We start from the raw sequence: 12,587 nt of genomic DNA, 5'->3' as shown, positions 1-12,587 counted from the left end.
CGCCGATTATCCCATGTCCGCCCTGCACCTCACCGTCCTGTTCTCCGTTGCCGTCCCGATGGGCCTCGGCCTGCTTCTCGACCGCATCTTCGGCGAGCCTTCCCATCACCACCCGCTGGTCGGCTTCGGGCGCTATGCAGCGGCCGTCGAACGGCTGATCCGGCGCGTTGCCGACGGGCGCGGCGCCGGCCTGCTGGCGTGGAGTGTGGCGGTGCTGCCGTGGGTCGCGCTGGCCGGCTCGCTGAAGGAGGCCGACGCCTGGCTCGGCCTCGCGATCGACGTGGGCCTGCTGTACTTTGCGGTGGGCGGCCGCAGCCTCGCCGAGCACGCCCGGGCGGTAGGCACGCCCTTGGCGGCGGGTGATCTGGCCGGCGCCCGCCAGCGCCTGTCGTGGATCGTGTCGCGGGACACCGCCGAGCTCGACGAAGCCGGCGTCGCCAAGGCCACTGTCGAATCCGTGCTCGAAAACGGCAACGACGCGATCTTCGGCGCGCTGTTCTGGTTTGCCCTGCTGGGCGGGCCGGGGGCGCTGATGTTCCGCCTCGCCAACACGCTGGATGCCATGTGGGGCTACCGCAACGAACGCTACCTGCGCTTCGGTTGGGCCGCCGCACGCATCGACGACGTGCTCAACTTCATCCCGGCGCGCCTCACCGCCATCAGCTACGCGCTGCTCGGCCACACCGCCGCGGCCCTGCGCTGCTGGCGCACCCAGGCACCCAACTGGGACAGTCCCAATGCCGGCCCGGTGATGGCCTCCGGCGCCGGCGCGCTGCACGTGAGCCTGGGCGGCCCGGCGATGTACCACGGCCACCTGGAAACCCGCCCGACCCTCGGCACCGGCGCCCCGGCCCGGGCCGCCGACATCGACAAGGCAGTGGCGCTGGTCCACAACAGCGTGTGGCTGTGGCTGATGGCGATCGCCGCGATCAATGTGCTGATCCATGCTTGAGCACGGCGGCCGCCTGCGCGTTGCCGCGCGCCGCTTCGGGATTCCGCTGGCCGACTGGGTCGATCTGTCCACCGGCATCAACCCGCAGCCCTACCCGGTTCCGCCCCTCGCGCCGGAAGTCTGGCAGCGCCTGCCTGAAACCGACGACGGCCTCGAAGCCGCCGCCGCCCGCTACTACGGCAATCCGCTGCTGCTGCCCGTGGCTGGCTCCCAGGCGGCGATCCAGGCCCTGCCGGGGTGTTTTCCGTCTGGTCGGGTGGTGACGCTGGCGCCCACCTACGCCGAACACCCCCACGCCTGGCGCAGCCACGATGTGCGCACCCTGCCCGCCGACGCCATCGACGCCGCCGTGGATGACGCCGATACCCTGCTCCTCGTCCAGCCCAACAACCCGGACGGCCAGCGCTTTGACCGCAACCAGCTGCTCGCCTGGCACGCGCGGCTCGCGGCTCGCGGCGGCCGGCTGATCGTGGACGAAGCCTTCCTCGACGCCGAACCGGGCGACAGTCTGGTGCCGCTGGCGAGCCAGCCTGGGCTGATCGTGCTGCGCTCGGTGGGCAAGTTCTTCGGGCTGGCGGGGGCGCGGGTGGGCTTCGTGTTTGCCGAGGCGGCGCTGCTCGACGCCCTCGCGGAACGCCTTGGCCCGTGGGCAGTCTCAGCCCCGGCCCGGGTGGTGACCACCGCCGCGTTGTCGGATCTGGCCTGGCAGGATGTAGCCCGGCAGCAGCTCAACGCCGCCAGCCAGCGGCTGTCCGCCCTGCTGGCCCGCCACGGCCTTGCCGGCGGCAGTGGCACCGCGCTGTTCCAGTGGCGCCCGCACGCTGAGGCCGAAGCGATCCACACCCAGCTGGCCGAGCAGGGCATCCTGACCCGCCTGTTCGACGCTCCCGCCGGCCTGCGCTTCGGCCTGCCCGGGGCCGAAGCCGAGTGGACGCGCCTCGATGCTGCCCTCGACCGACTGAATCTGACCTGACCCGCACCCATGCGCCGCCTGATCCTCGCCCCGCTCATCGCCCTCGCCTGCGCCGCCGCACCGGCCCGCGCCGCCATCGACATCACCGACGACCAGGGCACGCCCGTGCACCTGGACAAGCCCGCCGCGCGCATCGTCAGCCTCGCGCCCCACATCACCGAACTGCTCTTTGCCGCCGGCGCGGGCGACAAGGTGGTCGGCGCGGTGCAGTACAGCGACTACCCCGAAGCCGCGAAGAAGATCCCCCGCGTGGGCGGCTACACCTCCATCGACATGGAGAAGGTCGCGGCCCTCAAGCCCGACCTGGTGATCGCCTGGAAGAGCGGCAACCGCGACGCGCACCTGGGCAAGCTGCGCGCGCTGGGCATCCCGGTGTTCATCAACGAGCCGCGCAAGATCGACGACGTGGCGAAGAGCCTCGCCCAGATCGGCAAACTCGCTGGCACCGAGGCGGCTGGCGACGCCGCCGCCCAGGCCTTCCGCAAGCGCCACGCGGCCCTCGCTGCCCGCTATTCGTCACGGCCGCCGGTGCGCGTGTTTTACGAAGCCTGGAACCGCCCGCTGATGACCGTGAACGGCGAACACCTGATCGCTGACGTGATCCGCCTGTGCGGCGGCGACAACGTCTTTGCCAAACTGCCGATGCTGGCCCCGACCATCGACGTGGAGGCCGTGCTGGCCGCCTCGCCCGAGGCCATCGTCGCCAGCGGCATGGGCGAAGCCCGCCCGGAGTGGCTGGACGACTGGCGCCAATGGACCAAACTGCCCGCCGTGGCCAGGGGCAACCTGTTCTACATCCCGCCCGACCGCATCCAGCGCCACACGCCGCGCATCCTCGACGGCGCCGAACGCCTGTGCGGGCAGCTCGAAGAAGCTCGCGCCCGGCGATGAGCAGCGTCCGCCCCGCCATTCTGGCGCTTGCGCTGGCAGGCATCAGCCTGGGCGCAGGCGCAGCCGACAGCGGGCCGCTGCCGGGCGAGATCGTCACCCGCATCGGCCAGGTTGCCGCCATCCCTGCCGATCAGCGCAAGGTGCCGGGTTTTGCCGGCGCCTGGCGACCCGCCGCAGCCCAGGACAAAGTCGTCGAACGCATCGCCGCCCTCGCCGCCCGGGCCATGCCCGCGTGTCGTGACATCCACGTGACCGCCACCCGCCAGGCTGCACCGGATCTCATCGAAACCCGCCCAACGCGGGTGCATCACGCGCTTGAACGCTGGACCGCCGACGTCTGCGGAACGCCCCGCGACTACGACGTGTGGTACCGCTACGAGCCGAACGCCTCGCGGCTGGTGGTGACCGAGAGCGCCATCGACGACTTTCAGGCCGAACTCGATCCGCCTCTGCGCCGCCTGCGCGAACTGGCCGCCAGACGCCGCGCCGACGAGGCTGCGGGCGGAGTGCGCTGGCTCAACCTGCCGCTGCCGCCCGACTCCATGCCGGCCACCACGCAAGCCGCCCCTGCCGGCAAGCCCGGCCCGTGGAGCGCCGATTTCGTGCCGCTTGGCGAATCGATCCGCGAATGGACCCAACTGGTGTCGGTGCAGGGCCTGCCGCGCATCGCCGGGAGCGGTCAGGCCCGGGCGCTGCTCGAAGGCATGCAGGCCGCCCGCGCGCGCGCCTGCGACGTGCCGGCCGGCCCGGTCGTCACCCTGCAGCCCGGCGACAGGACCGAGGGCGAAACCCTCAAGACCGTGCTCGTCTGCCCCCAGGTGCCGGGCACCAACTTCGCCGAGATGGCCGTCATCAAGGCCATCGAAGGGCCCGACCTGATCTACGTGATCCAGCGCGCCTGGCGCCTGCCCGCCGGCGATGCCGACAAGGTGCGCGCCGACAGCCGCGAGGCCCAGGCCACCGCCGACGCCTTCATCGACAAGGTGCAGCTGTGCAACCCCGCCGCCGACACCCGCGCCTGCCCGGCGCCCTTCCCCCGCTGAACCCGACTGTCGTAACCATGGCCCGCCTCCCCGAACGCATCGTCTGCCTGTCCACCGAAACCGTCGAAGCGCTCTACCTGCTGGGCGCCGAAGACCGCATCGTCGGCATCTCCGGCTTCACCACCCACCCGCCGCGGGCGCGCAAGGAAAAGCCCAAGGTGAGCGGCTTCAGCAGCGCCAAGGTGGAACGCATCCTGGCCGTCGAGCCGGATCTGGTGCTGGCGTTCTCGGATCTGCAGGGCGACATCGCCCGCGACCTGATCAAGGCCGGCGTGGCCGTGTATGTCTTCAACCACCGCAGCGTGGAGGGCATCCTGGCGATGGTCGAGACGCTGGGCCGGCTGGTCGGGCGGGAGGCCGCCGCGCTGGATCTGGTGGCCGATCTCGAACGCACCATCGCCACCGCCCGGGCGGAAGGCGAGGCCCGCGCGGCGCGGCTTGGACGTCGGCCGCGGGTCTATTTTGAAGAATGGAACGAACCGCTGATCACGGGCATCCGCTGGGTGTCGGAGCTGATCGGCATCGCTGGCGGAGAAGACTGTTTTGGCGAGCTGTCGGTCCACCACTCGGCGAAGGAGCGCATCCTCGCCGACCCTGCGGTGGTCATCCCCCGGGCGCCGGACATCATCATCGGATCGTGGTGCGGCAAGCACTTCCAGCCCACCCACGTGACCAGCCGGCCCGGCTGGGACACCATCCCCGCGGTGCGCGACGGACGTGTCTTCGAGATCAAGTCGGCCACCCTGCTGGCCCCGGGCGTCGCAGCCATCCGCGAAGGCCTGCCGGCCATCGGGCGCTGCCTGGACAGCCTGCTGTAAAGCCGCAGTCTAGCTGCGCCGCACGCCCACGACCTTCTGGTACAGCCCGCCGAAGAGCGTTTCCTTGCGCCATTCGAACCCAGCCGTCTCGGGCACCAGGGTCTCGATGGATTCCGTCAGCAGCGAATTGGCGAACGGCTCCAGATAGCGGAACACCATCGCCATCACCGGCCGCAGCGGATGCCACCAGCGCGGCTGGTGATAATCCACGAAAACGATCTTGCCGCCCGGCTCCACGGCCTCAAGCAGGTTGGAGACGATCGCCCGTCGCACCGGTGCAGGCACCTCGTGGAGCAGGAAGAAACAGCACACCGCGTCGAAGCCAACACCCAGCGGCTCGGTCAGATCGGCCACCTGAGCCCGCGCGTTGGGCCAGCCCAGCAGCTTGCGCCGGGTGTTGGCCACCTGGATCGGCGCGACGTCGACTACGTTGAGCTGGCCATCCGACCCGAGCCGACGGGCCATCCGCACCGAAAAATCACCGTACACGGCCGCTGCCTGCAACACCCGCTGACCCGGCGAAAACTCGGCGACAGCGGCATCCATCAGGCGCCCGGCATTACCCCAGAGAATGGTGGACACCACCACCGGCTGATCCAGCCAACGAACCGATCGTCGATCGAGATAGGCCCAGGTGTAGGTGTCGCGGAGGTAGGCGGGAACTGGCGAAGACGATGGATTGGGCATCAATCAGGAAAGTCGGACGACATCTGTCATCCGTCAGAAGCGCTCTGGGAGCAAACAGTGAAACGATACCAGCAAGTTGGGGGGTAGGGTATCGGCGTCATCGAGTCACGACGGAGTCGGCTCCGTCGGCCTCGGAGATCGCGGTCTCGAGGCGTGCTACGGACTACTTTGTGAATCGCTGAAGCTGATCCATGCCCCGATTGTTCTGCTTCTGGATTTGCTCGGTCAGCTTGCGCTCCGGTGTGCCGGGATCCCGGGACCTGGACGACTCGATCCTCCGCTGCCGCGCCAGCATCTCCAACTCGGCGTCAGTGGGGATGGGAGATCCAGGGGGCTGGCAGGCGTAGGCCTTGGGCGATTCCTTGCAGAAGGGGCTGTTGAGGCGGCGGTGATAGTCTGGCTCCCAAATCGGCTTATCATTCTGACAAGCCGGCAAGCTCGCAAAATGACTAGAGTCACAGGAAACTCCAGAGTTTCCTACATATCTATAGCCAATTCTCTTCAGACACCGACCGGCCATAGCAAACGCATTGACCCCACCATCCTCAAAAGTGGATTCAAAATACCCCATTGGGTTGGGATAACCACATTCAAGCATATCAATCTGAACCTCAACTATACTCATACCGTCTTTTTTCCAAAGCTCGTATGAACTAGGCGCCGGCTTATCAACATTTCTTAGACCGCAACCAATCAGAAAAAATGGGGCGACAAAGTGAATACATTTATTCATTTGACTTCCACTGCTGGCTTAATAACTTTTGAAATAGCTTTACCATCTATCCAGAAAGCGCCACAACTCTCCTTATCCCCATAACAGTTATGCACAGACGGCCCGCCTGACATAATATTAAACCATTCTCCAATTTTAGAATACCCATCCCTGGATATTCCTCCTGTCCCTTCGTTGCCTCCCAAGATAGTTCCAACGAAATCATCTTTATGAGTCTGATCGATCACCTCCCCCTCTCCACCGCTCGCACTATAAAGAATATTCGCGGCTTTCTGAGCGTTGTACGCTGAACCATAAAGTCGAACCTGCGTATTAGATAGAGCGTTTTCAGATTCATTCAAGGACGAAACTACCTCTAGAGCATTACCTGTAGTCATTCCACCACGACTATGTCCAGATACGACCATACCGTCTTTGCCATATTGACTCATCAGGCTCACGGTTTGCTGAGTTGCATTGGTCAGCCCTACACTTCTGTTCTCAACAAACTTCATGTAACCTGCAATCATCAACTCAGAAATGACGCTATTTGACTGCGGAAAATAAATAAGATACTGAGCCCCTCTGTAGGCGCCTGCGTTTTGCAGTGCATTACTTAACGCATCATCTAATGTATTGAAGATTCCATTATTGGAAATATGAACTTTTCCATCTGGTCCCTTTTCTAAGCTCCCCCAATTGTCCGTTGGCACTTCAGAACCAATCGAATTTCCATTCTCATCACGCTCAACCTTATATATTTTCGCTACATCGACAAAGGCCCGCCGATTTACCTCGTCTGTGAACGTAGCCAATGCATTAAAGGCGAGCATGTTATCCGCCTGCTCCCGTCTGGCCTCCTGAGTCATTTCACCAACATCCACCTGCTCCAGTGACCGATGGGTGGCCGACGTGTCCCTCAACAGATTGGCAACTGTCGCTTGAGCTGACTGGCCAGAGCGCATGACCTGCCCCACCTCATCACGGATGACGATATTCCCTCCGGAGATCGCGCTGAGCGTCCGGCTCTGGTCGTGAGCCTCTGCATTGCCGTTATTGAGCAGATTGCCGGTTACGCTCTTGATCGTTTGATACTTGCCATCGAACATCGACGAACTGAGCGTCAGGCCGCGGCTTTCAGCGCTTGCGTCGAACCGGTTGGCCAGGTCGGTAGTGCTCAGGGTTCCCGTGATCAAAGAGTTATGAGCAGGAGCGGCGGCGCTCGCAATGACGGCTCCGTTGAGTGCAGTATGAGCGCCGACCAGGATATCGAAGCCCCCCACCCCTGCGCGTACCGCGGTCTGCTCATTCACACCGAGATAATCGCTGTTGCTCGTACTGCGCGCAAAGCTGGCCGAGACGTTGCTTGTCGCGGGACCATAGATGGCGATGCTTGCGGAAACCCCGATGTTTCGCTGGACAGAACGGCTGGTCGACCAATCCTGCAGGCTCGAGAGAGTGAGATCCCGCCCAGCCGACATGGAGATGTGCGGCGCATCGACCGTTGCGCCGGCCAGTTCCGTATCCCGACCTGACTGCACGTAAACAGCCTGCCCGCCGGTCAGATGGGAATTCGCGTACGCAACACTCTCGGCATTTCCCTTTCCTTTGCCGATGTTTGCCGCAAGATCGAGCGTAACGCCGGGACTCTTCTTCCCGGCGTTTGCAGAGACACCAACCGAGTAGCCGCTGCTCGAGTTCTGGCTCTGGTTGATCTGCGTATCCTGACTGGCGGCAAGCTTTACGTCACGAGCAGCCGAAAGGCCGACAGCGCCCGCGGCATCGACTCGGCTTCCGCGGATGGAAATGTCCTCGTTGCGCGCCACAAGTGCGATGCTCTGCGCTGATTTGATGCTGCTGCCAGCCGATGTGTTGCTGATGGTCTGGGCACTGCTGTCCGAGCTGTTGCTGCTGAAACTGACGCTAAGTCAGCCGCTGAACACCCGGTGCTGCCGGATCGGCAACGATCTGCGCATGAAGCGATGGAACCCAGATCATCCCGCCCGACAAGAGCAGCATTCCCACACCCGCTGTCGTCCCCACCGACCCACCTTGCCCTGACGACTCTCCGGATTTGGCATTACGCCGGGCAACCTCACCAACGGCCATCAACATGCCGCGGACCTTGTTGAAAACGATGCGGTAACAGAGCTTGTTCATGGCAGGCGCTGAATCAAGTTTCTGGAGATGGGGCCCTACGGGCCCGGTGGATCAAGGAAGGGCGCCCGAAGTGAGTCCAAGATTGCACCCCCGCCCGATGACTCCCGGGCGAGCGACTCATGAAGGTCACAGCAGGCGGATGAAGATGACGATCGGCCAGGGCTCCCCCGTCGGGTCGGCTCGGGTCGGGTCGACTCGTCCGGTACCAACCAGAGCCGGGCTACCAGCTCCATCCGAGGGTGAAGCCCATGAGCCCTTCCGGGCTGGCAAAGCCCCGTGGTCGCGACAAGGGCGCACCCGCAAAGACGTCATAGGTGACGGACGCGATGTTCCCCCTCACGCCGATCACCCCACCGGCCAGGCGACGCCCGATCAGGTGGGTGGTACTTCGTCCGCTGACTGCGCCGGCGTCGGCGCCGAGATAGAGCTCCGCGCCGGTATCCCTCAGCGAAAGTGCAAGATCGTTGCGCCACAGCCAGCCCCGATCGCCGGTCAGGAGCATCTCGCCATCAAAGCCGCGCACTGTGTAACGCCCACCGATGGCAAAGCGATCCTGCGGCACGAGCGGGCCGTCACTGCGTTGCAGCCGACCCGCTGCGAGATAACGGAACCCCAGATCACCCAGCCGAAACGGCACGCCGAGTTGTACGCCGACAGTCCAGATACCCGCACGCGCACTGCCTTCCCCAAACGGCTCTTCAGGCGACGGCAATGCACCGAAAGCACCAGTCCCGCGGCGATTGGCAAGATCGAGATCGACGGAGGCGCTGCCAAGGAACGCACGATGAGTGAGTCCCGCCTCCCAGCCAGCCGTCCGGCGACGTTGAACAAGGATCTCCGTGTCATCAATGTAGTTGTTTGACTGTCGAACCCACGCCTTGAGGTAGCCGCTCGTCTTGCTCGCCGCATCGCGGTGGAAGAGTCGGGTCAGACGAAGTTCTCCGTTCTCGGACTCACCCCCATAGCGATACGTTTGCGTGGCGCCCGCAACGGCCTGATGGTAAGTCGTACCGCTGGCCGTCGCCCCGAGTAGCCAGTAGCCCACCGGTACCGAGTAATGCGTCGTGTATCCCCGGGTACCCCGACTACCAGCGACCCCACCGCCCAGGTCGTGGTTAAGGCTGATATAGGCAAGGTCATTCAGACCGAGTCCGTTGTCGATCGACAGGGTGAACGAACCAATGAACCTGCCCGTGGCCTTGGTACCACTGTCATCCAGCCCGAGGTTGATACGCGCCCACCGCTCCTGACGCCAGTCCAGAACAAGATCAGACTCGCCGGGCCGGGCCTGAGCATCCCGGGGCGGCAAGATCTGGATGTCTGCGTCGGCCGTGGGCACCCGCCTGAGGTTTTCAAGCCCCTGTTCGATGTCGCGCAAGTTGAGAAGATCGCCGGCTTTCAGCGGCAATGCTGTGCGAAGACCAACAGAGATATCCTTGCCGTCAGCCGTGCGAATCTCCCGGATGCGGCCCGGAACGAGCGTAAGCGTCAGCACACCTGAGTTCAGATCCTGGGGCCCTGCAACGATCCGGCTCGTCACAAAGCCCCGGGAGATCAGGCGGTTCTGCAAGCGAGTCATAAGCTGATTGATCGCCCCGGAACCCAGACACCGCCCCGTAGCGGGATCCTCTGGCCGGTCGATCGCCGCAAGTGCCCATGAAAAATCAGCGCCGCCACCCACCAGATCAATGCGCTGAATCAGAAAGCACGGGGTCTCACCCTGTACCAGTGGCTGGTCATCGGCTCCAACAGCCCGCTCAAGCCTGACGTCAGGCGCTCGTTCCAGCAGCTCCCGGAGGTGACGTTCGCGGTCCTGCTGGCGCAAGAGTTCGTCCGTCGGCGACTGCGCATGAGCACCGACCAGCGCCAAACTGCACGTGACGACAGCACTGACGTATCGAATCAGGGGGCACCAATGTTGCAGAGCCAATCCTGAGCGTTGAAGGACTGATGAAGGCATGAATGTACCCAACCGCATCTCTGGCAACGCGCAAACCTCGATGTTTATCGCGATTCAGAAGCACTATTGAAATTTTTATGTCATTGCCTGTCATTATATTCAGTACACATACCAATAATCAAGCTTCAGCTATCCTGATTAGATTGAATTGCCCATCAGGCATTACCGGGTGATGGCTTTTTGCTCTACACAGGTGATGTCCGAGCACCTGTCGTGCATCGACCAAAGCCCGTGAAACCTCGGCTACATCGACGCGACGGCCGCCATTTCCAATGCCAGACACCCCCGGCGCCTGTCTGCAAGCCCGCACAGGAACGATTTGCGCGAGGCACACAACGCCCTGCGTCGCATGCTGCGTGCGAGTTGCGCATGACGAACTCTTTCCGACGATCCTCAACAGCTGATGCAAGAGCATCTTCAGGCGCTGGTTCCGGCGAGCTGTCCCGGACAACCTGCACATGCTGTTGCGCATGGCGAAAGGGCGCGCCCGAGCCACCGAGGGCCTTCCCTGGCTTGTGGGGTGTCAATGAAGGCAAGGGAAGTGATGCCACTCATGCTGGTGTTCGTCTCAATCTGCCGGACTTGCTCCGGTGGCGATGAGCGCGGCGCGTACAGCGCCGATGAGGTTCTGGACATCGACGCGTCCCAAACGAACCGACCTACCGGCTGCGGAGAATGTGGGGCGCTTGAACGTGGGGCGCTCTGCATGAAACCTTCGACCACGCAATCGCCGCTAGAGGTCGGTCAGCGGATTCAAGTTGAGGGAAAGGCGCCCGCGGTCGCTGACACATCAGCACCAGCAGGGTCCTGGCAAATCTCCTACACCTCGTCAGAGCCGGCGAGGCCGACATCGGCCCCGTGCTCGATCAGGCGGCTAGCAGCGGAACGCTGGAATCCAGACGGGAGTCTCCAAGACTGACACGATCGCACGGATCTACCTCGTTGCGAGGCATTTCAGCCCGCACGACAGGCCTGACAAGGCCGACCGGTCACCTGATTTCAAGCACTTCGCTATCATCGGACGCGAGCGACCTTTCGGGAGCAAGATGGGTTATGCAGCACAAAAAGAAAAAGGGGCAGCCCCTTCGGACTGCCCCTTTCACATTACCGATACTCGTCGCTATCAGTGACCGCGCTTCTTCAGGCGGTTGATCGCAGCGATTTGCGCCAGTGCAGACGCCAGTTCGGATTGAGCCTTTGCATACTCGAGGGCGGAACCCTGATTCTGCAGCGCCTCTTCCGCCAGCCGCTTGGCATCGAGGGCCTTCGCTTCGTCCAGATCCTTACCGCGGATGGCGGTGTCCGCCAGCACGGTAACCAGATTCGGCTGAACTTCCAGCAGCCCACCGGCCACGAAAATCAGTTCTTCTTCCGGTTGGTTCTGAACCTTGACGCGTACAGCACCCGGCTTGACACGGGTCATCAGCGGCATGTGGCCAGGCAGAATGCCCAGCTCGCCCGATTCACCGGGGAGAGCCACGAATTCGGCCAGACCGGAGAAGATCAACTCTTCCGCGCTGACGATGTCGACATGGATGGTCATTGCCACAGCTATATCCTCCTCAAACCGGCGGTGCCATCAGGCGCCGCCGGGCGATGGTCGCATTGATCAGAGGGTCTTCGCTTTTTCGAAGACTTCTTCGATCGGGCCGACCATGTAGAAGGCCTGCTCGGGCAGGTGGTCAACTTCACCGCTGAGGATCGTCTTGAAGCCCTTGATCGTTTCCTTCAGGGGAACGTACTTGCCGGGGGAACCGGTAAACACTTCCGCCACGAAGAACGGCTGGGACAGGAAACGTTGGATCTTACGAGCGCGGGAAACAAGCAGCTTGTCTTCCGGAGCCAGTTCGTCCATACCCAGAATCGCGATGATGTCGCGCAGTTCCTTGTAACGCTGAAGGGTCTGCTGAACGCCACGAGCGGTGCTGTAGTGCTCTTCGCCCACGACCAGCGGATCGAGCTGGCGGGAGGTGGAGTCGAGCGGATCCACAGCCGGGTAGATACCCAGGGAAGCGATGTCACGCGACAGCACGACGGTCGAATCCAGATGGAGGAAGGTGGTCGCAGGCGACGGGTCGGTCAAGTCATCCGCAGGCACATACACGGCCTGGATGGAGGTGATCGAGCCCACCTTGGTGGAGGTGATACGCTCCTGCAGACGGCCCATTTCTTCGGCCAGCGTCGGCTGGTAACCCACCGCAGACGGCATACGACCCAGCAGCGCGGACACTTCGGTACCGGCCAGGGTGTAACGGTAGATGTTATCCACGAAGAACAGGATGTCACGACCTTCGTCACGGAAGCGCTCGGCCATGGTCAGGCCGGTCAGCGCCACGCGCAGACGGTTGCCGGGGGGCTCGTTCATCTGACCGAACACCATCGCAACCTTGT

General features: G+C 63.4%; 10 protein-coding genes and 1 pseudogene. 5 read left to right on the top strand and 6 right to left on the bottom strand.

Translation table 11 applies throughout. From position 1 onward, the window contains the following. Window positions 1-13 precede the first annotated feature (13 nt). From cbiB to Q0672_RS15710, 5 genes are read left to right on the top strand one after another with little or no spacing between them, the layout of a single operon-like run. Window positions 14-952: an adenosylcobinamide-phosphate synthase CbiB gene (cbiB, locus tag Q0672_RS15730; protein ID WP_298623686.1), complete on the top strand. Its 939-nt coding sequence runs from the start codon at window positions 14-16 to the stop codon at window positions 950-952. Further along, window positions 945-1,925 carry a threonine-phosphate decarboxylase CobD gene (gene cobD, locus Q0672_RS15725; protein WP_298623684.1) on the top strand — a complete coding sequence of 327 codons (981 nt, stop codon included), beginning with the start codon at window positions 945-947 and terminating at the stop codon, window positions 1,923-1,925. Before cbiB ends, cobD begins: the two co-directional genes overlap by 8 nt. Window positions 1,926-1,934: 9 nt before the next feature. Then, entirely contained in the window at window positions 1,935-2,816 is an 882-nt protein-coding gene (locus Q0672_RS15720) for a cobalamin-binding protein (protein ID WP_298623682.1), read from the top strand. Continuing rightward, window positions 2,813-3,859 (top strand): hypothetical protein, encoded by a 1,047-nt coding sequence (locus Q0672_RS15715; RefSeq protein ID WP_298623679.1) that lies wholly within the window; start codon window positions 2,813-2,815, stop codon window positions 3,857-3,859. Before Q0672_RS15720 ends, Q0672_RS15715 begins: the two co-directional genes overlap by 4 nt. 17 nt (window positions 3,860-3,876) lie before the next feature. Next, window positions 3,877-4,677: a cobalamin-binding protein gene (locus Q0672_RS15710; RefSeq protein WP_298623678.1), complete on the top strand. Its 801-nt coding sequence runs from the start codon at window positions 3,877-3,879 to the stop codon at window positions 4,675-4,677. A gap of 9 nt (window positions 4,678-4,686) precedes the next feature. Here Q0672_RS15710 and rquA read toward each other — a convergent pair whose 3' ends face one another. The 6 genes and pseudogenes from rquA to atpD all read right to left on the bottom strand — a co-directional run. After that, entirely contained in the window at window positions 4,687-5,364 is a 678-nt protein-coding gene (gene rquA, locus Q0672_RS15705; protein ID WP_298623675.1) for a rhodoquinone biosynthesis methyltransferase RquA, read from the bottom strand. A gap of 729 nt (window positions 5,365-6,093) precedes the next feature. Further along, window positions 6,094-7,977 (bottom strand): annotated as a pseudogene (locus Q0672_RS15700) (hemagglutinin repeat-containing protein); the annotation flags it as partial. 22 nt (window positions 7,978-7,999) lie between these two features. Then, a complete protein-coding gene (locus Q0672_RS15695; protein WP_153162349.1) occupies window positions 8,000-8,236 on the bottom strand; it encodes an ESPR domain-containing protein in 237 nt (78 codons plus the stop codon). A gap of 220 nt (window positions 8,237-8,456) precedes the next feature. After that, window positions 8,457-10,061 carry a ShlB/FhaC/HecB family hemolysin secretion/activation protein gene (locus Q0672_RS15690; RefSeq protein WP_298623672.1) on the bottom strand — a complete coding sequence of 535 codons (1,605 nt, stop codon included), beginning with the start codon at window positions 10,059-10,061 and terminating at the stop codon, window positions 8,457-8,459. A gap of 1,258 nt (window positions 10,062-11,319) precedes the next feature. Next, entirely contained in the window at window positions 11,320-11,745 is a 426-nt protein-coding gene (locus Q0672_RS15685; RefSeq protein ID WP_153162347.1) for a F0F1 ATP synthase subunit epsilon, read from the bottom strand. A gap of 60 nt (window positions 11,746-11,805) precedes the next feature. Beyond that, on the bottom strand, window positions 11,806-12,587 hold a 782-nt coding region (gene atpD, locus Q0672_RS15680; RefSeq protein ID WP_298623670.1), incomplete at its 5' end, for a F0F1 ATP synthase subunit beta.

The sequence above is a fragment of the uncultured Zoogloea sp. genome (assembly GCF_937894855.1).
Lineage (GTDB): Bacteria > Pseudomonadota > Gammaproteobacteria > Burkholderiales > Rhodocyclaceae > Zoogloea > Zoogloea oryzae.
The sequence above is the reverse complement of the archived record's forward strand: the minus strand, read 5'-3'. Positions and strand labels throughout refer to the sequence as shown.